We start from the raw sequence: 19,163 nt of genomic DNA, 5'->3' as shown, positions 1-19,163 counted from the left end.
CGTCCTAGTCGAGCAGGCTCAGGAACCGTTCCCCGCGCGGGCCGATCTGCACCACTCGCGAATCCGGCACGCGCCTGGCCAGCCCGGTGTCGAGGAGATGCCGGAGCAAGGCGCTGCCCAGCGCACCGGCGACATGGTCGCGGCGCTCGCTCCAGTCCAGGCACGGCCGGCACACCGGCCGGCGCGACGCGCGCAGCGCCGCCACGTCGATACCGAGCGTTGCGCACCAGGCCGCGCCGGACGCGCTCAGGGCCATGCCGTCGCCGCATAGCAGGTGTCCTCGCGCCTCCATCTGCTGGCGCCAGCGGATCGCCAGTTCGCCAGCAAGGTGGTCGTAGCACACGCGCGCCCGGCGCAACGCGGGATCCGACGGACCGGCACGCCGCGCCGGCGGCGGCGCGAGCCCCATCATCGCCTCGACCGCTGCGGCGACCTGCGCATCGGCGAGGCGGAAATAGCGGTGCCGACCTTGGCACACCACCGCGAGCAGGCCGGCCTCGACCAGTTGCGCCAGATGTCGGCTGGCGGTGGACGGCGCCACGCCCCCGTCCAGGGCCAATTCCGTGGCGGTGCGCGCCTGTCCGCTCATCAACGCGGCCAGCATGCGGCTGCGCGCGGCGTCGCCCAGCAGGAAGGCGACACGGGACAACGGCGTGGCTTCGCTCATGCTTCGATTCTAGACGAAGCATGGCGCCGCGCTGGCGTCTACCGTGCCCGCTTCCCACACGAGGCAGGCACATGGCCGACACGCTCCATCACTACGTTTCGCAACTGCACTGGACCGGCAACCACGGCGACGGCACCGCCGACTACGCCGGCTACGGCCGCGACTACATGCTGCAGGTTCCCGGCAAAGCGGCACTGGCGGGCAGCGCCGATCCCGCGTTTCGCGGCGACCCGGCGCTGCACAATCCGGAAGACCTGTTCGTCGGCGCCCTCGCCGCCTGCCACATGCTCACCTACCTGGCGCTGTGCGCGCATGCCGGCATCCGGGTACTGGCCTACCACGACCAGGCGCAAGGCTGGTTGGAGCTGAATCCCGGCCGCGGCGGACGCTTCCGCGAAGTGGCGCTGGCGCCGCGGGTGACCATTGCCGCGGACAGCGATGCGGCCCGCGCGCACGCGCTGCACGCACAGGCGCACGCGCAGTGCTTCATCGCCAACAGCTGCACGGTGGCGGTGCGCTGCGAGGCGACGGTGGTGCACGGCGAGGCGCCGGCGGAGACACTGCGATGAAGGACGTGGAGATCCATCTCGACGATCGCCCCGGCGCACTGGCGGCGATGGCCAAGGCACTGGGCGCGGCCGGCATCAGCATCGAAGGCGGCGGTGTGTGGCGCGTGGATGGCCATGCGGTCGCGCACTTCCTGTTCGATGCTGCCGCGCCGGTGCGCGACGCGCTGCAGGCGCACGGGATGCGCGTTGCCGCCGAGCGGCCCGCGGTGCTGCTGCGCCTGGACCAGGAAACGCCGGGACAACTGGGCTTGCTGACCGGCCTGCTCGGCGACGCCGGCATCGACATCGCCGTGCAATACAGCGATCACCACGGTCAGCTGGTGCTGGTGGTGGACGACCTTGCCGGCGCACGGGCAATCGCGGACGCGTGGAGGCAGGCCCGCGACGCGCGCAGCGACGGTGGGCGTCGATAAGGCCCGCCGCAACCGATCCGAGAGCGACGAGCGCCGCGGCCACGCAGCGGTCGCCGTCAGGAGCGCTGCAGTTTTTTTCGCCAACCTAGGTCAACGCCTTGCGCGGCAAGGCGCCCGCACGGTTGTCCACAGGCTTTTGGACAATCGATCCACATCCATTGTGGACAACGTTGCCATCGCCGGGTCGCGCGGGTCGCGGCGGTGGCGCGCACGAACCCGCACGACGCACTGCGACTGCGTCGGCGTGCGCACGCCGGCCGCGGTCCCTGCGCGCCTTCACTGGCCCGGCTACGCGCTGCGCGCTACCCTTTGCGCCCCTACTTTCATGCGCCGCCGCCGGCGGCGTGCGCCCGCCATGACCACCCCTGCGCAACGCGACTTCACCCTGGATCCCGCCGACACCGAGCGCCTGGCCAACCTGGCCGGCCCGTTCGACGCGCACCTGCGGCAGATCGAACTGCGCCTGGGCGTGGAGATCTCCAACCGCGGCAACGTGTACCGGGTGACCGGACCGGAGCCGGCGGTGGCGGCGGCCGAGCGCCTGTTGCAGGCGCTGTACGCCGAAGCCGACCACGTCCCCTTCGACGACCAGGAAATCCACCTGCGGCTGAACCAGTCCAACGTCGACCAGGTGGCGCAGCGCGCGTACCAGCCGCAGGAGGTCGCGATCAAGGTCAAGCGCGGCACGGTGCGCGGCCGCGGCGCCAACCAGGCCAAGTACCTGCACCAGATCGCCACCCACGACATCAACTTCGGCATCGGCCCGGCCGGCACCGGCAAGACCTTCCTGGCCGTGGCCAGCGCGGTGGAAGCGCTGAACGAATCGCGGGTGCAGCGGCTGATCCTGGTGCGCCCGGCGGTGGAGGCCGGCGAGAAGCTGGGCTTTCTGCCCGGCGATCTCAGCCAGAAGGTCGACCCCTACCTGCGCCCGCTGTACGACGCGCTGTACGAGATGCTGGGCGTGGAGAAGGTGGTCAAGCTGCTGGAGAAGAACGTCATCGAGATCGCGCCGCTGGCGTACATGCGCGGGCGCACCCTCAACGACGCCTACGTGATCCTGGACGAGGCGCAGAACACCACCATCGAACAGATGAAGATGTTCCTGACCCGGCTCGGCTTCGGCAGCACCGCCGTGGTCACCGGCGACCTGACCCAGATCGACCTGCCCAAGCACGTCAAGTCCGGCCTGCGCGATGCGATCGAGGTGCTGCACGAGGTGGACGGGGTCAGCTTCACCTTCTTCGAGGCGCGCGACGTGGTCCGGCATCCGCTGGTGGCGCGCATCGTCAACGCCTACGAGAAGCGCGACGTCGACGACCGGGCCAGCGGACCGGCCGCATGATCCGGCCCTGGCCGGGCCTGCTGGGAGCGCTGCTGGGCCTGGCCGGCAGTGCCGGCGGCCAGACGCCGGAGCAAACCCCTGCACGCGATCCTGCGCCGCAACGCGTCGCCCTGGCGCAATCGCTGACCTCGCCGTGCGTGTCGATCGCGCAGGACAGCGCCGTCATCGGCCTGCCGCGCGACGTCCTCGAACGCGCGGCAGCGGTCGTCCGCGCCTCGCCGACCGCGCCGCGCGACGACGAGGCGCAACGCCTGGCCTGGATCGCCGGAACCCGGGCGAAAGCCCTGCTCGAGGCGGTCGAGGCCGACGGCGTGACCCGCGACCGCTTCGGCTGCAACGCGCTTCCCTACAAGAAGGTGCCTGCGGACAGCCTTTACCTGGTCGGCGACCTACTCGAACACGGCCAGGCCGCGGTGTGGTTGCCTGCTTCGGGACGCTTCGCCGCCAAGGTGGAGATCCTGCGCAACAATCCGCAATGCCAGCAAGGCCCGATGGGCGGCGTGGCCTACCGCACCGCTGCCGAAAAGACGCGCTTGCTGTTCCTGGTCGCATGCGTGACCTGAGCCGGGCGCCGCACGTCCCGACGACCGGTGCGGTCGTGTCGCGCCGCGCAGGCGCGGACGCTGCGGCGAGGCACGCTCGCCCCAGCGCCGACGCCGGAAGGTCGCCCTGAGCCGCCGCACGCGCGATACTGTCCGCCCGTCCGCTGCGTTCGCCGTCCCGCCATGACCAAAGGTCCCGTCCGCCTCGATGTCGGCGTCAGCTACGCCCTGCCCCGTGCCGGGCTGCCGGCGGCGACGAGCTTCCGCAAATGGGTCGCCGCGGCGCTGAAGGGCCGCATCCGCGAGGCCGACCTGGCGATCCGCCTGGTCGACGACCGCGAAGGCCGCTCCCTCAACCAGCACTACCGCGGCAAGGACTACGCCACCAACGTGCTCAGCTTCCCGGCGGAACTGCCCGAGGGGCTGCCGAAGGGCGTCAAGCTGCCGCTGCTCGGCGACCTGGTGATCTGCGCGCCGGTGGTGGCGCGCGAAGCCGCCGAACAGGACAAGCCGCTCAACGCGCACTACGCGCACCTGACCGTGCACGGCGTGCTGCACCTGCTCGGCTGGGACCACGAGGACGACAAGGAAGCCGAGGCGATGGAGCAACTGGAGCGCGACATCCTCGCCGACCTCGGCGTGTCCGACCCCTACGCCGGCGAACGCTGATCCGGCGCCGCCGCTCGCCCCCGCGCTGGTCAAGCGCAGGCGCCGGCGCTAACGTGGCCGCGCGGCGCTCGCCGCAGCCCGCTTTCCTTCGAGGTTCCGTGCGTTGATCCGTCCCTCGCTCGTCCTGCTCGCGTTCGCCTGCGCCATCCCCGCGGCGGCCGCGCCTGCCGCGCCACCGGCGGCAACACCTGCCGCCAGCGCGGCCGCCGACCCGGCCATCGACCTGCCGGCGCTGCTGGAATGCCGCCAGCACGTGGCCGACTTCACCGCCCTGGCGCCGCTGCTGGCCGATCCGCTGAAGGCGGTGGCGCACGGCTGGCGGCCGCTGCCGCAGTCCAACCTGTTCATGACCGAGTACGCACTGACCCGGCCGATCCAGGTGTTCGGCTACAGCAGCGAGCGCATCGCCTTTTCCGGCGCCAGCGTGATGGCGATCCTGGACCTGCCCGACCCGCGACCGCTGGCCAAGCGCCTGAACCTGGAAGCGGCCGTGGACACGCCGGAGAAGGCCATGTTCGGCCGCGAAGTGCTCAGCCGCGACGTCCGCGATCCCAAGACCGGCGAGCCGATGATCGAGTCGATCATCCTCAGCGTGTCCACGGTGAAATCGCACCCCGGCAAGACCCTGGCCGGCTGCAGCTACAGCCTGGACCTGCCCGAGGAACCCGGCGCGGCACCGGCACCGGACGCGCTGCATACGCCGCCCTCTGGCGGCTGAACCTGCGCCGGCGGGCCGCCGGGGCCCCGCCGGCGGCGTCGCGATGCTGTCGCGACCGCCCTGTTAGACTTGCCGCTACCGCCCGTTCGACCGGGCGCCTACCCACAGAACATGTCAGAAGACGGACCGAGTAGCTCCTCCCCGGAACCCCACGAAAAACGGCGCGGCTGGCTGGAACGCCTGACCTCGGTGTTCTCCGGCGACCCGCACACCCGCGACGACCTGGTCGAGGTGCTGCGCGACGCGCAGCACGATGGCCTGATCGCCGCCGACACGCTGCGCATGATGGAGGGCGCGCTGTCGGTCTCCGAACTCACCGTCGGCGACGTGATGGTCTCGCGCGCGCAGATGGTCTCGCTGCCGGTGGAGTCGCGCTTCCTCGACCTGATGAAGCAGGTGGTGGAATCGGGCCACTCGCGCTTCCCGGTGCATGGCGAGAACAAGGACGACATCCTCGGCATCCTGCTGGCCAAGGACCTGCTGCGCGGCGTGGTCGCCGACCACGGCCCGGGCACGGTGCGCGAACTGCTGCGCCCGGCGGTGCTGATTCCCGAATCGAAGAAGCTCAACGTGCTGCTCAAGGAGTTCCGGCTCTCGCGCAACCACATGGCGATCGTGGTCGACGAGTACGGCGGCGTGGCCGGGCTGGTGACCATCGAGGACGTGCTGGAGCAGATCGTCGGCGACATCGACGACGAGCACGACGACGCCGAGGACGAGGCGTCGCTGATCGCCGCGCAGGCCGACGGCCAGTACGTGGTGGATGCGCTGACCCCGATCGAGGATTTCAACGAGCGCTTCGGCGCCGACTTCCCCGACGACGACTACGACACCGTCGGCGGCCTGGTCACCGAGGCGATCGGCCACCTGCCCGAGACCGGCGAGGAACTGACCCTGGGCCGCTTCGCGTTCCGCGTGGCGCGGGCCGACGCGCGCCGGGTGCAGGCGTTCCACGTCACCATCCTGCCGCCCGCCGAGCAGGACGGCGCTTGAGCGCGCGCACCGTGCCGCGCGCGCGCGCGGCCTGCTGGCTGGGAATGCTGCTGGCGCTGTGGGCCGGACTGGCGTTTGCGCAGACCCCGCCCGCCGATCCGGCGGCCCCACCGCCGCTGGCCGCCCAGGCGCCGGCAACGGCGGCAGCCGCCACGGCCGACGCCAGCGACCCGGCACCGCGCATCGGCGTGGCCACGATGCAGCCCGGCGAGGTGTTCTTCGAGCGCTTCGGCCACGACGCCATCGTGGTGCTCGACCCGCGCACCGGCCAGGCCACCTCGTACAACTTCGGTTTCTTCGACCCCAGCGAACCGGGCTTCGTCGGCCGCTTCGCCGCTGGCGACATGCGCTACTACCTGGTGGCGCTGCCGCTGCAGGAGGATCTCGAGCAGTATCGCGAAGCCGGCCGCGGCGTGGACATCCAATGGCTGGACCTGGCCCCGGCGCAGGCACGCGCGCTGCAGCAGGCGCTGGCCTGGCGCGCGCGCCCGGAAAACGCCCGCTACCGCTACGACTACTACACCGCCAACTGCGCCACGATGGTCCGCGACGCGCTGGACCGGGCCATGGGCGGGGCGCTGCACGCGCAGCTGTCCGGCCGTTCGCGCGGCAACACCTACCGCAGCGAATCGGTGCGCCTGGCCTCGCCGGCGCCGTGGATGTGGCTGGGCTTCGACCTGGGCCTGGGCCCGTACGCGGACAAGCCGCTGTCGCGCTGGGAGGAGGCCTTCGTGCCGATGCGCCTGGCCGAGAGCCTGAACGAGGTGCGCAACAGCGCCGGCCGCCCGCTGGTGCAGGCGCGCCAGCAATTGCTGCCGCAGCGGCTGCCGCCGGAGCCGCCCGAGCAGGTGCGGCACTGGTGGCCATGGCTGCTGGTCGGGCTGGCCGCGGCGGCGGGCGTGCTGGCGCTGCGCCGCCGGCCGCGCTGGCTGGCCGCGCTGGCGCTGCCGTTCTGGCTGCTGTGCGCGCTCGGCGGCGCGGTCCTGCTGTACCTGTGGGGCTTCACCGAGCATCGCGCCGCCTGGGGCAACCGCAACCTGTTGCTGCTGGATCCGCTGTGCCTGCCGCTGCTGGTCGGCGGCGTGGCGCTGCTGCGCGGGCGCCGTCCCGGGCGCTGGTTCGACATGCTGCTGTGGCTGGTGGTGGCGCTGGCCGGCGCCGCGCTGCTGATCCACTGGCTGTCGATGCTGCAGCCGCAATTCAACCTGCAGTGGATCGCGCTGCTGTTGCCGGTGCACGCGGCGCTGGCCTGGGCGCTCACCCGCCCTCGCCCGCAGCCCTGATACCGTCGGGCCCCTCGCCACGCGCGCCTCCGCCGAACACGATCCTGCCATGGCCTCCGCGACCGCCAATCCCGCCTGCGTCATCAACTGCGTGCACTACGACGGCCACGGCCGTCGCCACGACATCCCCCTGGAGCAGATCAGCGACGTGCTGGCCGGCGACGACGACGGCTTCGTCTGGGTCGGCATGTACGAGCCCGGCGACGCCGTGCTGCAGCAGCTCAAGGAGGAATTCCAGCTGCACGAGCTGGCGATCGAGGACACCCGCAAGGCGCACCAGCGGCCCAAGGTCGAGGCCTTCGGCAACTCGCTGTTCCTGGCCGTGCACACCGCGCAGGTGATCGACGAGCGCATCGTCTATGGCGAGACCCACGCCTTCCTCGGCGAGCGCTTCCTGCTGACCGTGCGCCACGGCGCCTCCCTGCCCTACGCGCCGGTGCGCGAGCGGCTGGAACGCGAGGCCTCGCTGATGAAATTGGGCCCGTCGTACGCGCTGTACGCGGTGCTGGACTACGTGGTGGACAACTACCAGCCGATCCTCGACGCCTTCCGGCAGAGCCTGGAGCGGCTGGAGTCGGACATCTTCGCCGAGGCGTACCGCCGCGACACCGCGATCCGCCTGTACGAACTCAAGCGCGAACTCAACCAGATGCGCCTGGGCGTGGCGCCGCTGCAGGACGTGCTGGCGCACCTCAAGCGCCACCCCGGCCCGCTGATCGCCGACGAAGTGCGGCTGTACGTGCGCGACGTGCTCGACCATGCGGTGCGCACCAACGACGCCATCGACACCCTGCGCGAGATGCTGGGCACCGCGCTGAGCGTGAACCTGTCGCTGGTGACCCTGGCGCAGGGCGAGACGGTCAAGCGCCTCGGCGCCTGGGCCGCCCTGCTCGCCGCCCCGACCCTGATCACCAGCTGGTACGGCATGAACTTCAAGCAGATGCCGGAACTGGAATGGCCCTGGGCCTACCCGCTGATGGTCGGCGGCGTGGCCGCGGTGTGCCTCGGGCTGTATGTGGCGTTCAAGCGGGCCAGGTGGCTGTGAGCCGCCGCGCAGCGGCGGCGGGAATGGGGAAACGGGAATCGGGAATGGGCAGCGCGCCGCTTACGTGAGGCAGTGGCGCAACCGTTGGACATACAGCACCCGTCCACAACGGACCGGCGCCCTCAGACGCCGCCGCTTCTCCCATTCCCCATTCTCCATTCCCGATTCCCCACCTCAAGCCACATACACCGACTTGATATTCATGAACTCATGGATGCCATGCTCGGCCAGTTCGCGGCCGAAGCCGGAGCGCTTGATGCCGCCGAACGGCAGGCGCACGTCGCTCTTGACGATGGCGTTGACGAAGGCGGCGCCGCATTCGAGTTGGCAGGCCACGCGTTCGCCACGGGCGCGGTCGGCGGTCCAGACGCTGCCGCCGAGGCCGAAGGTGGTGTCGTTGGCCACGCGCACCGCCTCGGCTTCGTCGGCCACGCGCAGGATCGCCGCAACCGGGCCGAACAGTTCTTCGTCGTAGGCCGGCATGCCCGGCGCCACCTGGTCGAGGATCGAGGCCGGATAGCCGGCGTGGCTGCCGCGCTCGGGTTCGCAGCCCAGCAGCGGCGTCGCGCCCTTGGCGATGCTGGCCTGCACCTGCTTGTGCAGTTCGTCGCGCAGGTCCTGGCGGGCCATCGGCGCCAGCGTGGTCGCCTCGTCCTGCGGATCGCCCAGGCGCCGCGCGGCGGCAGCGGCCACGAAGCGGCGCACGAACGCGTCGGCGATCGCCTCCACCACCACGAAGCGCTTGGCGGCGATGCAGGTCTGCCCGGCGTTGTCGAAGCGCGACTTCACCGCCGCAGCTACGGTGGCGTCCAGGTCGGCATCGTCCAGCACCACGAAGGCGTCGCTGCCGCCCAGCTCCATCACGCACTTCTTCAACTGCCCGCCGGCATTGGCGGCGATGGAGCGGCCGGCACGCTCGCTGCCGGTGAGGGTCACCGCGGCCACGCGCGCATCGCGCAGCACCTCGGCGGCCTGGTCGTTGTCGATGTGCAGCACGTCGAACACCCCGGCCGGCACGCCGGCATCGGCGAGCACCCTGGCGATCGCGTCGGCGCAGCGCGGCACGTTGCTGGCGTGCTTGAGCAGCGCCACGTTGCCGGCCATCAGCGCCGGCGCCAGGAAGCGGAACACCTGCCAGATCGGGAAGTTCCACGGCATCACCGCCAGCACGCAGCCCAGCGGTTCGTAACGCACGTAGCTGCGCTGCGCATCGGTGGCCACCGTCTGCTCGCGCAGATACTCGGCCGCGTGGTCGGCGTAGTAGTCGCAGGCCGCAGCGCACTTGTCGAGTTCGGCCAGCGCCTCCTTGCGCAGCTTGCCCATTTCCGCCGTCATCACCCGCTGGATCGCATCGCGCTGTTCGCGCAACTGCGCCCCGACCTTGCGCAGCAGCGCGCCGCGCTGCTCCAGCGGGGTGGCCGCCCAGTCGGGGAATGCCTGTGCGGAGGCGGCCAGACGCCGCTCGACGGCGGCGGCGTCCATCAGCTCCTGGCGGTGTTCGACCTGGCCGGTGGCGGGATTGACGGTGTCGTAAGGCATCGCGACGGACTCCTGGAAAAATGTCCGCTCAGCCTAGCGCTGCGAAGGTTGCGGCGGCGTGGCGATGGTGCCGCGTGCGATGGCTCACAGTGTTCCGCGAGGCCTGGCAGCAGCGGCTTTAGCCGCGACCGGGCAGTGTCGAAAGAGGCCGGTCGCGGCTGAAGCCGCTCCTACATCGAGCAGCGCCCTAGCCCGCCTGCTGCTGCGCCAGCTGCATGTCGCGCTGGCGCCGCTTCTCGCTGCGCGCCATCAACCACCAGCCGACGACGGCGGCGATCGACACCGCCAGCACCATCAGGGTGGCCAGCGCGTTGATCTTGGGCTTCAGGCCCATGCGCACCGAGGAGAACACGGTCATCGGCAGCGTGGTCGAATCCGGGCCGGCGACGAAGTTGGCGATCACCACGTCGTCCAGCGACAGGGTGAACGCCAGCAGCCAGCCCGACACCAGCGCCGGGGCGATGATCGGCACGGTGATCAGGAAGAACACCTTGAGCCGGTTGGCGCCCAGGTCCATCGCCGCCTCCTCCAGCGAGCGGTCCAGCTCCTGCAGGCGCGAGGACACCACCACGGTGACGAAGGACAGGGTGAAGGTGACGTGCGCCGCCCAGATCGCCATCACGCCCTTGGGCGGAATGCCGAGCACGCCGCCCATCGACACCAGCATCATCATGATCGACAGGCCGATGATCACCTCCGGCATCACCAGCGGCGCGGTCACCAGCGCGCCGAACAGGCTCTTGCTGGGAAAACGCCGGAAGCGGGTCATCGCCATCGCCGCCAGCGTGCCGATCACCATCGACGCGGTGGCCGTCCAGAACGCCACCTTCAGGCTGATCCACGCCGCCTGCAGGATCTGCCGGTCGCGCAGCAACTCGCCGTACCACTTGGTGGAGAACCCGGCCCACACCGTCGCCAGCTTGGAGGCGTTGAACGAATACACCATCAACAGCAGGATCGGCAGGTACAGGAAGGCGAAGCCGGCGCCCAGCACCGCCCAGCGCAGCACCGTGCCCATGCCGCCGCGCACGCCGCTCATGCCTGCCCGCCTTCGAGCTGGCGCTGCTGGTAGCGGTTGAAGATCAGGATCGGCACCATCAACAATGCCAGCATCGCGATCGCCACCGCCGAGGCGGTCGGCCAGTCGCGGTTGTTGAAGAATTCGCCCCACAGCACCCGGCCGATCATCAGCGTGTCCGGGCCGCCGAGCATCTCCGGGATCACGAACTCGCCCACCGCCGGGATCATCACCAGCATGCAGCCGGCGACGATGCCCGGCCGCGACAGCGGCAGGGTCACGGTCAGGAACGCCTTCCACGGCGGCGCGCCGAGATCGTAGGCGGCCTCGAGCAGGCGCTGGTCGAGCTTGACCAGGGTCGCGTACAGCGGCAGCACCATGAACGGCAGGTAGCAGTAGACGATGCCGATGTAGGCGGCGACCGGGGTGTACAGGATGTGCAGCGGCGCATCGATCAGGCCCAATGCCAGCAGCGCGCGGTTGAGCACGCCGTTGCTGTCGAGGATGCCGATCCAGGCGTAGACGCGGATCAGGAACGAGGTCCACGACGGCAGCACCACCAGCATCATCGCGATATTGCGCGCCGACGGCGACAGCCGCGCGATCGCGTAGGCCATCGGGTAGCCGATCAGCAGGGTCAGCGCGGTGGAGATGCCGGCGATCTTGATCGAGCCCCAGTAAGCCTCGATGTACTGGTGGTCGCGCAGCAGCGCCAGGTAGTTCTGCAGGGTCAGCTTCAGCGTCAGCACGCCGTCGCGGATCTCCAGCAGTTCGCTGTACGGCGGACTGCGGATCGCCTGTTCGGAGAAGGAGATGCGCAGCACGATCAGGAACGGGATCGCGAAGAACAGCAGCAGCCACAGGTAGGGCGCGGCGATCACCAGCCAGCGCATCGCCGGCAGGGAACGCAAGCGCAAGCGCTGCTGCAGGCGCAGCCGCGGCGTCGGTTCCGACGGCACCGGCACGACGGGCGCGCTCATGCGGTCAGCACCACGCCGTCGTTGTCGTCCCACGACACCCAGACCGCATCGCCCCAGGTCATGCCTTCGCTGTCCCAGCGCTTCTGGTTGGCGAAGTTGGACTGCACCCGGATACCGCTGGGCAGGCGCACGTGGAAGATCGAATGGCTGCCGAAATAGGCGATGTCCTCGATGGTGCCGCGCGCCTTGTTGTAGGTCTGTTCGGGTTCGTCCTTGGTGATCCAGACCTTTTCCGGACGCACCGCGAACGCCACGTCCTGCCCTTCCACGCCGGTGATGCCGTGGCTGATGTAGATCGGCACCGGGAATTGCGGGCACAGCACCGTCACGTGGTCCGGGTGGTCCTCGCCGATCCGGCCCTCGAACATGTTCACCGAGCCGATGAACTCGGCGACGAAGCGGCTGTTGGGCGACTCGTAGATGTCGCCCGGGGTGCCGACCTGGCGGATGCGGCCATGCTCCATCAGCGCGATGCGCGTGGCCATGGTCATCGCCTCCTCCTGGTCGTGGGTGACCATCACGCAGGTCACGCCCGAGGTCTCGATGATGGAGACCAGCTCCAGCTGCATCTGCGAGCGCAGCTTCTTGTCCAGCGCGCCCATCGGCTCGTCCAGCAGCAGCAGTTTGGGCCGCTTGGCCAGCGAGCGCGCCAGCGCCACGCGCTGTTGCTGGCCGCCGGAAAGCTGGTGCGGCTTGCGCTTGCCGAGCGTGCCCAGCCGCACCAGCTCCAGCATCTCGCCGACGCGGCTGGCGATGGCCGCGCGCGACAGCCCATCCTGCTTCAGGCCGAAGGCGATGTTCTGCTCCACGCTCATGTGCGGGAACAGCGCATAGGACTGGAACATCATGTTGAGCGGGCGCCGATACGGCGGCAGCCCGTCCAGCGCCTGGCCGTCGAGCACGATGCGGCCGCGGCTGGGCTGCTCGAACCCGCCCAGGCAACGCAGCAGCGTGGATTTGCCGCTGCCGGAGCCGCCGAGCAGCGCGAAGATCTCGCCCTGGCCGATGTCCAGGTCGATGTCGTCCAGCGCGACGAAGCCGTCGAACTCCTTGCGCAGGCCGGCGATGGACACATAGCCGCCGCCCTTGACCGGCGGCGGCGCCGGCAGATGGTCGGTTCTCGCTTCGCTCAACGCCATCGGTGATTCCCCGTGAAACACGCCGTCGTGCGGAACGCCGATGCCCAGGCGACCGCGGCGCGGTGAAGCTCAGTGTAGCCGTGACGGCGTGGGATTCGGGAGTCGGGAATGGGGATTGGTAAAAGCAGCGCGCTCACTGCGTCGTGGCTGGCGTTGGCGCGGACGCCGCTGCCGGCGGCGCCGCCCAGCCCAGGCCCAGGCTCTTCTGCAACGCCACGTAGCGCAGCAGAACCTGGGTGTGCGCCTGCAGCGCGCTGTCCTGGGCCGAGGCCTGCTGGCGCTGCACGTCCAGCGCATCGATCAGCGAGGACGCGCCGGCGGCGTAGCGTTGCTGCAGCAGCGCAGCGGACCGATCCGCCGAGGCCGCGGCCTTGTCCGCGGCCAGCGCCTGCTGGCGCGCGGCGCCGAACCGCGCCAGTGCGCCGTTGGCGTCCTGCAGCGCGGCCAGCACCGTGCCCTCGTAGGCGGCCAGGCGCGCGGCATTGCCGGCGCGGGCCTGTTCGACCTTGGCGCGGGTGGCGCCGAAGTCGAACAGCGACCATTGCAGGAACGGCGCCACCACGCTGTTGACCGCATCGCGGCCGAGATCGCCCGGCGAGGTCGCGGCCATGCCGATGTTGCCGAGCAGCCGCACTTGCGGGAAATAGGCGCTCAGCGCTTCGCCGATCTGCGCCGACGAGGCGGCCAGTTGGCGCTCGGCGCGGCGCACGTCGGGGCGCCGGCGGATCAGCGCGCCGGCATCATCCACCGGCACGCGCGCCGGCAGCGTCGGCAACGGCCGGTCCGCGGCCAGCTCGGCATCGAGCGCGCCGGGCGCGCGGCCGATCATCAGCGCCAGTTGGTCCAGCGCCACCTGCGCCTGCGCCTGCAGGTCGGGCAGCACCGCTTCCTGCTGCTGCAGCTGCGCCTGTGCGCGTTCCACCTGCAGGTCGGCATCGGCGCCGCGCGCGCGGCGCTGGCGGGTCAGCGCCAGGGTCTGCCGGGCGGCCTCCAGGTTGCGCTGGGCGACGGCCATGCGCGCACGGGTGCTGCGATAGCCCAGATAGGCCTGCCCCACTTCCGCGGCGATCTGCACCTGGGTATCGGCCAGGTCGGCCTCGTCGGCCTGGGCGTCGGCCAGCGCGCCTTCGCTGGCGCGGCGGCGGCGGCCGAAGAAATCCAGTTCCCAGCTGGCATCGAGGCCGACGTTGTAGAGCTGCGTGCGCGGATTGATCTCCACCGGCTGGCCGGTGCCGGCGGCGATGCTGCCCACGCGATCGGCCAGCGCATCGGGCAGCCTGGCGTTGAGGTAGGCGGCATTGGCGCCGACGCTGGGCAACTGTTCGGCATGGCGCTGGTCGACCAGGGCGCGCGAGGCGCGCAGGCGCGCCTGCGCCACGCGCAGGTTGGGGCTGTGCTGCAGGGCCTGCTCGACCAGCAGGGTCAACTGCGGGTCCTGCAAGGTGTCCCACCAGCGCTGCGGCGGCGGGGCCGGCACCACCCCGGCGGCGGCGGCCGTGGCATCGGCGCGGTGCAGCCGCGGCTGCGCCAGCGCCGCCTCGGCCACCGGCGGCGGCTTCACGTAGTCCGGGCCGAGCATGCAGGCCGACAGCAGCGACGGCAGCGCGGCGGCGACGAGAACGCGGGAGAAACGCTGGGCCATGGAATCCTCAATGCATCGCGAGCGGAGCGCCGCCCTTGGGCAGCGGCTTGAGCAGGAACGCCAGCGGGATCGTGCACACCACGATCACCCCGAAGATCCAGAACAGATCGTTGTAGGTCATCACCAGCGCCTGCTGCTGCACCAGCCGCGCCAGTTGCGCCAGCGACTGCATCGCCGCGCCGGCGCCGGACGCCGACTGCAGCTGGGCGGCGATGCCGTGCAGGTAGTCCTGCGCCAGCGGCGAATTGGCGGTGGTGCCGCTGCCGAGCATCTGCGTGTGGAACACCATGCGCCGCTCCTGGAAGGTGGAGATCAGCGCCAGGCCGATCGAGCCGCCCATGTTGCGCGCGGCGTTGAACAGGCCCGAGGCGTCGCCGGCCAGGTCCGGCGGCACCGAGGAGATCGCCGCTTGGTTCAGCGACATCAGCGCCAGCGCCAGCCCGCAGCCCTGCAGCAGCTGCCCGGCGACGAAATGCATGCCCACCGACTCGGCGGTCAGGTGGATGTTGACGAAGCAGGCGCTGGCGAAGCAGGTCAGCCCGCCGAGCACCAGCACGCGCACGTCCACCGTGGTCAGCAGCTTGGGCATCATCGGCATCAGCAGCACCGTGGGAATGCCCGACAGCAGCACCACGTAGCCGGACTGCTCGGTGTTGTAGCCGGAGATCACCGCCAGGAACTGCGGAATCATGTACATGACCCCGAACAGGATCATGCCCACGGCCATCACCATCACGAACACCGCGCCGAAGCTGCGCTGCAGCAGGATCGACAGGCGGATCACCGGTTGCCGGCTGACGAACTGCGAGGCCACCAGGGCGACGAAGCCGACCAGCGAGACCACGCTCAGCAGGACGATCTCGGTGGACTCGAACCAGCGCTCGCGCTGGCCCTCCTCCAGCACCACGGTCAGCGCGCCCAGTCCCGCGGTCAGGCCGAAGATGCCGAGCCAGTCGGCGTCGAGCAGCCCGCGCAGGTACATGCGCTCGTGCGGCAGCCCGAGCAGCAGCAGCGCCACCAGGCCGGCGCAGACCGGCACGTTGAGGAAGAACGCGTAGTGCCAGCTCACGTTCTCGGTCAGCCAGCCGCCCAGCAGCGGCCCGATCACCGGCCCCAGGATCACGGTCATGCCGAACAGCGCCGTGCCCAGGGTCTGCTGCGCCGGCGGCAGGCGCGTGGCGACGATGGTCAGCGCGGTCGGGATCAGCGCGCCGCCGGCGAAGCCCTGGCCGACGCGGCCGAGGATCATCATGGTCAGGCTGTTCGACAGCCCGCACACCACCGAGAAGAAGGTGAACAGCAGCGCGCAGATCAGCAGGAAGTTGCGCAGCCCCAGGGTGCGCACGAACCAGCCGGTCAGTGGGATCATCACGATCTCGGCGACCAGGTAGGAGGTCGAGATCCAGGTGCCCTCGGTGCCGCTGGCGCCGACCTCGCCCTGGATGGTCGGCAGCGCGGCGTTGACGATGGAGATGTCCAGCGTGGCCATGAACGAGCCGATGGTGCCGGCGGCCACCGCCAGCCAGGCGCCGGTGTCGGCCTTGCGCGGCGCCTGCGCGCCCGCCGCCGCGGCCGCTTCGCTCACGGGTTGCGCCCACGCGGGGCGACCGCATCCTGGCCCTGCACGTCCTCTTCCTCCACGCGTTCCTTGGCGTCCTTGGCGCTGCGCGTATCGACGGTCACCGTCACCGACATGCCCGGCACCAGCACCTTGCGCGCCTCGGCGCCGGCCTTGATCCGGATCCGCACCGGCACCCGCTGCACCACCTTGGTGAAGTTACCGGTGGCGTTCTCCGGCGGCAGCAGCGCGAATTGCGAACCGGTGCCGGGGGCGATGCTCTCGACCACGCCGTCCAGTTCCACCCCGGACAGCGCATCGACCTCGATCCGCGCCGGCTGCCCCGGCCGCATCAGCCCGACCTGGGTTTCCTTGAAGTTGGCGCTCAGGTACAGCGCGTCCACCGGCACCACGCTCATCAGCCGGGTGCCGGCGGCGACGAACTGGCCGACCTGCACGGTCTTGTCGCCGATGCGGCCGGCGATGCGCGCGGTCAGGCGGGTGTCCTCCACCGCCACCTGCGCCTGCGCGGCGTCGGCCTGCGCCTGCGCCAGGCCGGCGCGCGCCTGGTCGAGCTTGGCCGCGGTGCCCTGCACCTGGCTCTCGGCGGCGGCGACCTGGGCCTTGGCCGCGTCGAACTGCGCCTGCGCGCGGTCGCGATCGTGGACGATGCTTTCGTAGTGTTCGTGGGTGTCGGCGCCGGAGGCGGCCAGCGGCCCGAAGCGCCTGGCCTCGCCCTGCGCGAAGCGCAGGCTGGCGGCGGCGGCGGTGACCTGGGTGCGCGCCTGCAGCAGGCTGGCGCGCTGCGCCTGCAACCCGGCCTCGGCGGCAGCGATGTCGGCCTGGCGCACCGCGATCGCGGCCTGCGCCTGCTCCAGGGTGGCGCGGTAGGTGCGCGGGTCGATCTCCAGCAGCGGCTGCCCGGCGGCGACGGCCTGGTTGTCGCGCACGTACACCGCGGTCACGTAGCCATTGACCCGTGGCGCCACCGCGACCGTGTCGGCCTGCAGGTAGGCGTTGTTGGTCTCCTGCAGGTAGCGGCCGGTGCTGAGGTAGTAGATCAGCCACACCACCAGGCCGATCGCCACCAGCAGGCCGATCAGCAGCAGGGTCCATTTGACCTTGGGGTTCTTCAGCGGCGACGGGGTGTCGGACTTGCCGGCGGCGTTGCCGCCCGCGTCGTCCCGGCGCCTGCCGGCCTGGCCCTGGTCGGCCTGGGGGTCGTGCGCGGCGCCCTGCCGCGGCGCCTGCGAGGAGTCTGGGTCGTGGTTGCTCAAGTCGCTGGTTCCTGGGGAGAGGAAGAACGTCGCCGGGTCGGGATGGCGACAGCACCAAACGGTAGCGTACGCCGGAACGGCGCATTGTTTGTACCGGCGAGTACAGGATGTGTGAGCATGGCGTGGCGAGGGGCGTGCGGATGCCACAGGCCGGCGGCGCGCATGGTTCAGCACCAGGCGCGAGGGCTTGTCGGGAGCGACATCGGGGGGCGCGCATCACCGTAGGAAACGCGCATGTAGGAGTCAACTGTCATGCCCCAGCGATAACCGGAGGAGCGTACGGTGCCTGATCGCGCGCGATGGCATTGAGCCAGCGCAGGAACTTGTGCATGCAGGCGACGATGGCGACCTTGGCCGGCTTGCCGGCCGCGCGCAAGCGCGCGTAGGTGTTGGCCAAGGGGGATTTGGCGCGGATGCTGGCCCAGGTGGCCATGTACAGCACGCCTCGCACGTCGGCACGGCCGCCTTTGATGCGACGTTGGCCTTTCCAGCAGCCGCTGTCGTGATTGAACGGGGCCAGCCCGACCAGGGCGGCGAGCTTGCGTGGCGGCAGCGTGCCCAGCTCTGGCAACCGCGCGGCCAGCACTGCGCGCAGGATCGTGCCGAGCCCAGGTACCTTGGGCAAGCTCGAGCAGGTCTTGCCCTGCTGCTCGATCTCCTGCGTCAATGTCTGGATCTGCTGGTTCAGCAGGGCGATCACCTCTCGGCAGCGGTGTTGCACCTTGGCGCTGGTGATGTGTTCCAGGCGCCGCCGATGGGCATCGCGCTGGCCCACCAGGGTGGCACGCAGGTCCAACAGTTCGCGAAGAGACTGCTGGTGCTCGGGCACCACGGTCGTGGGCGTGGTCGGGATGTGCTGGGCGGCGATGGCCAGCAGGCGCGCGTCCAGGGCGTCGGTCTTGGCCTGCAGGCCCAAGGCTTGGGCTAGCTTGCGCGGACGATCGGCGGCCATCCGCACTGCCGGCAGGGCCGCCTCTCGGAGCACCCGCAGCACGGCATGTTCGTAGCCGCCACTGGCTTCCAGCAAGATCCGCTCGCAGCCCAGCTCCACCAGGCGTTGGGCCAGCACACGCTGCCCCTGTGGCGTATTGGGTTGGGTCCAGGCCTGCTCGTCCGGCAGGACATGAATGACCAGTTCGGCCTTGGATACATCGATCCCGACATAGCGCCGCATAGACGTTCTCCGCAGTAGACTCAGGAACGAGAGCACTCCTGCCGATGCCCATGCTTGTGGAGTTCGAGCTCGCGACTCGGGCAACTGTTCGGGCTGATGAGGCAGGAGATACGGGGTGCGGCGGCGCTGACTCCTACTCGTGCTTGCTGGCACTGCGGCTAAACGGCCTGCCGCACTCCGCTCTCACCTACAACGATAGACCCTCATTTGACACAAGCGGCTTGCCAAGCTGCGGCAGGAGGGCGTGTTAGCGGCGGCCTTCGTCGCGAAGAGCAAGACGCCGTGCGCGTCGGGCTGCATGCCGTCGGGACTGAAGTCCCTCCCACAAGGGGCGCATGCGCTTGCCTGGTCGACGTGGGTGAGAGAGGGCTTTGTCCCTGTCGCATAACAACCGCGACTGCTTGGCCGCGCGCGCCCCGCGCGCGCTGGTGGGCGTTGCGGGAGCGACCTCAGGGCAGCTTCCATCACCTGCGTTCGCCACGATCAAGCCGAATGGACGCTGCCCCTGTGGGAGCGGCTTCAGCCGCGACGGGCCTTACCGGGAAGGCTGTCGCGGCTGAAGCCGCTCCTACGGGCAACGTGGCTTGCCAAGCTG

General features: G+C 70.4%; 18 protein-coding genes. 9 read left to right on the top strand and 9 right to left on the bottom strand.

Translation table 11 applies throughout. From position 1 onward, the window contains the following. Positions 1 to 4: 4 nt before the first annotated feature. Positions 5 to 667 (bottom strand): ArsR/SmtB family transcription factor, encoded by a 663-nt coding sequence (locus AC1PME_RS07915; protein WP_307549738.1) that lies wholly within the window; start codon positions 665 to 667, stop codon positions 5 to 7. A gap of 71 nt (positions 668 to 738) precedes the next feature. Here AC1PME_RS07915 and AC1PME_RS07910 point away from each other — a divergent pair, with 71 nt between their 5' ends. The 9 genes from AC1PME_RS07910 (at position 739) to AC1PME_RS07870 (ending at position 8,241) form a co-directional block, all read left to right on the top strand. Beyond that, a complete protein-coding gene (locus AC1PME_RS07910; RefSeq protein WP_481097809.1) occupies positions 739 to 1,236 on the top strand; it encodes an OsmC family protein in 498 nt (165 codons plus the stop codon). A gap of 47 nt (positions 1,237 to 1,283) precedes the next feature. Then, positions 1,284 to 1,649, top strand: coding sequence for a hypothetical protein (locus AC1PME_RS07905; RefSeq protein ID WP_481097808.1), 366 nt, complete (start codon positions 1,284 to 1,286; stop codon positions 1,647 to 1,649). 355 nt (positions 1,650 to 2,004) lie between these two features. Beyond that, positions 2,005 to 2,991, top strand: coding sequence for a PhoH family protein (locus tag AC1PME_RS07900; RefSeq protein ID WP_481097807.1), 987 nt, complete (start codon positions 2,005 to 2,007; stop codon positions 2,989 to 2,991). Next, positions 2,988 to 3,554 (top strand): hypothetical protein, encoded by a 567-nt coding sequence (locus tag AC1PME_RS07895; protein WP_481097806.1) that lies wholly within the window; start codon positions 2,988 to 2,990, stop codon positions 3,552 to 3,554. The genes AC1PME_RS07900 and AC1PME_RS07895 overlap by 4 nt, the downstream gene beginning before the upstream one ends. 162 nt (positions 3,555 to 3,716) lie before the next feature. Next, positions 3,717 to 4,202, top strand: a complete 486-nt coding sequence (gene ybeY, locus AC1PME_RS07890) for an rRNA maturation RNase YbeY (RefSeq protein WP_481097805.1) — start codon at positions 3,717 to 3,719, stop codon at positions 4,200 to 4,202. 103 nt (positions 4,203 to 4,305) lie between these two features. Next, positions 4,306 to 4,920, top strand: coding sequence for a hypothetical protein (locus AC1PME_RS07885; protein WP_307549728.1), 615 nt, complete (start codon positions 4,306 to 4,308; stop codon positions 4,918 to 4,920). Between the two features lie 111 nt (positions 4,921 to 5,031). After that, a complete protein-coding gene (locus AC1PME_RS07880) occupies positions 5,032 to 5,913 on the top strand; it encodes an HlyC/CorC family transporter (protein ID WP_254461060.1) in 882 nt (293 codons plus the stop codon). A gap of 44 nt (positions 5,914 to 5,957) precedes the next feature. Next, the gene (locus tag AC1PME_RS07875; protein ID WP_307552918.1) at positions 5,958 to 7,196 is read left to right on the top strand and encodes a lipoprotein N-acyltransferase Lnb domain-containing protein; all 1,239 of its coding nucleotides are present in this window, start codon (positions 5,958 to 5,960) and stop codon (positions 7,194 to 7,196) included. 49 nt (positions 7,197 to 7,245) lie between these two features. Further along, positions 7,246 to 8,241, top strand: a complete 996-nt coding sequence (locus AC1PME_RS07870; RefSeq protein WP_254461059.1) for a magnesium and cobalt transport protein CorA — start codon at positions 7,246 to 7,248, stop codon at positions 8,239 to 8,241. Positions 8,242 to 8,415: 174 nt separating this feature from the next. Here the strand turns inward: AC1PME_RS07870 and AC1PME_RS07865 are convergent, their stop codons facing one another. The 8 genes from AC1PME_RS07865 to AC1PME_RS07830 form a co-directional block, all read right to left on the bottom strand. Next, on the bottom strand, positions 8,416 to 9,780 hold the full coding sequence (locus AC1PME_RS07865) for an NAD-dependent succinate-semialdehyde dehydrogenase (RefSeq protein ID WP_254461058.1): 1,365 nt from the start codon (positions 9,778 to 9,780) through the stop codon (positions 8,416 to 8,418). 187 nt (positions 9,781 to 9,967) lie between these two features. Then, the gene (locus tag AC1PME_RS07860; protein ID WP_481097804.1) at positions 9,968 to 10,819 is read right to left on the bottom strand and encodes an ABC transporter permease subunit; all 852 of its coding nucleotides are present in this window, start codon (positions 10,817 to 10,819) and stop codon (positions 9,968 to 9,970) included. Beyond that, positions 10,816 to 11,691, bottom strand: coding sequence for an ABC transporter permease subunit (locus AC1PME_RS07855; protein WP_430544004.1), 876 nt, complete (start codon positions 11,689 to 11,691; stop codon positions 10,816 to 10,818). Before AC1PME_RS07855 ends, AC1PME_RS07860 begins: the two co-directional genes overlap by 4 nt. Positions 11,692 to 11,774: 83 nt before the next feature. Further along, positions 11,775 to 12,917, bottom strand: coding sequence for an ABC transporter ATP-binding protein (locus AC1PME_RS07850; protein WP_254461055.1), 1,143 nt, complete (start codon positions 12,915 to 12,917; stop codon positions 11,775 to 11,777). Positions 12,918 to 13,050: 133 nt separating this feature from the next. Then, a complete protein-coding gene (locus AC1PME_RS07845; protein ID WP_481097803.1) occupies positions 13,051 to 14,559 on the bottom strand; it encodes an efflux transporter outer membrane subunit in 1,509 nt (502 codons plus the stop codon). Positions 14,560 to 14,566: 7 nt separating this feature from the next. After that, positions 14,567 to 16,144, bottom strand: coding sequence for a DHA2 family efflux MFS transporter permease subunit (locus AC1PME_RS07840; RefSeq protein ID WP_481097802.1), 1,578 nt, complete (start codon positions 16,142 to 16,144; stop codon positions 14,567 to 14,569). Continuing rightward, on the bottom strand, positions 16,141 to 17,394 hold the full coding sequence (locus AC1PME_RS07835) for an HlyD family secretion protein (protein WP_481097801.1): 1,254 nt from the start codon (positions 17,392 to 17,394) through the stop codon (positions 16,141 to 16,143). Before AC1PME_RS07835 ends, AC1PME_RS07840 begins: the two co-directional genes overlap by 4 nt. 250 nt (positions 17,395 to 17,644) lie before the next feature. After that, positions 17,645 to 18,568, bottom strand: coding sequence for an IS110 family transposase (locus tag AC1PME_RS07830; RefSeq protein ID WP_254460678.1), 924 nt, complete (start codon positions 18,566 to 18,568; stop codon positions 17,645 to 17,647). Positions 18,569 to 19,163 lie beyond the last annotated feature (595 nt).

The organism is Xanthomonas sp. NCPPB 901 (assembly GCF_056725085.1).
Note: the sequence above shows the minus strand (reverse complement) of the source record. Positions and strands in the feature narration are given on the sequence as shown.

Coding starts and splice junctions, on each gene's coding strand:
- AC1PME_RS07915 (WP_307549738.1), bottom strand. CDS start 667: ATGAGCGAAGCCACGCCGTTGTCCCGTGTCGCCTTCCTGCTGGGCGAC.
- AC1PME_RS07910 (WP_481097809.1), top strand. CDS start 739: ATGGCCGACACGCTCCATCACTACGTTTCGCAACTGCACTGGACCGGC.
- AC1PME_RS07905 (WP_481097808.1), top strand. CDS start 1,284: ATGGCCAAGGCACTGGGCGCGGCCGGCATCAGCATCGAAGGCGGCGGT.
- AC1PME_RS07900 (WP_481097807.1), top strand. CDS start 2,005: ATGACCACCCCTGCGCAACGCGACTTCACCCTGGATCCCGCCGACACC.
- AC1PME_RS07895 (WP_481097806.1), top strand. CDS start 2,988: ATGATCCGGCCCTGGCCGGGCCTGCTGGGAGCGCTGCTGGGCCTGGCC.
- ybeY (WP_481097805.1), top strand. CDS start 3,717: ATGACCAAAGGTCCCGTCCGCCTCGATGTCGGCGTCAGCTACGCCCTG.
- AC1PME_RS07880 (WP_254461060.1), top strand. CDS start 5,032: ATGTCAGAAGACGGACCGAGTAGCTCCTCCCCGGAACCCCACGAAAAA.
- AC1PME_RS07875 (WP_307552918.1), top strand. CDS start 5,958: ATGCTGCTGGCGCTGTGGGCCGGACTGGCGTTTGCGCAGACCCCGCCC.
- AC1PME_RS07870 (WP_254461059.1), top strand. CDS start 7,246: ATGGCCTCCGCGACCGCCAATCCCGCCTGCGTCATCAACTGCGTGCAC.
- AC1PME_RS07865 (WP_254461058.1), bottom strand. CDS start 9,780: ATGCCTTACGACACCGTCAATCCCGCCACCGGCCAGGTCGAACACCGC.
- AC1PME_RS07860 (WP_481097804.1), bottom strand. CDS start 10,819: ATGAGCGGCGTGCGCGGCGGCATGGGCACGGTGCTGCGCTGGGCGGTG.
- AC1PME_RS07855 (WP_430544004.1), bottom strand. CDS start 11,691: ATGCGCTGGCTGGTGATCGCCGCGCCCTACCTGTGGCTGCTGCTGTTC.
- AC1PME_RS07850 (WP_254461055.1), bottom strand. CDS start 12,917: ATGGCGTTGAGCGAAGCGAGAACCGACCATCTGCCGGCGCCGCCGCCG.
- AC1PME_RS07845 (WP_481097803.1), bottom strand. CDS start 14,559: ATGGCCCAGCGTTTCTCCCGCGTTCTCGTCGCCGCCGCGCTGCCGTCG.
- AC1PME_RS07830 (WP_254460678.1), bottom strand. CDS start 18,568: ATGCGGCGCTATGTCGGGATCGATGTATCCAAGGCCGAACTGGTCATT.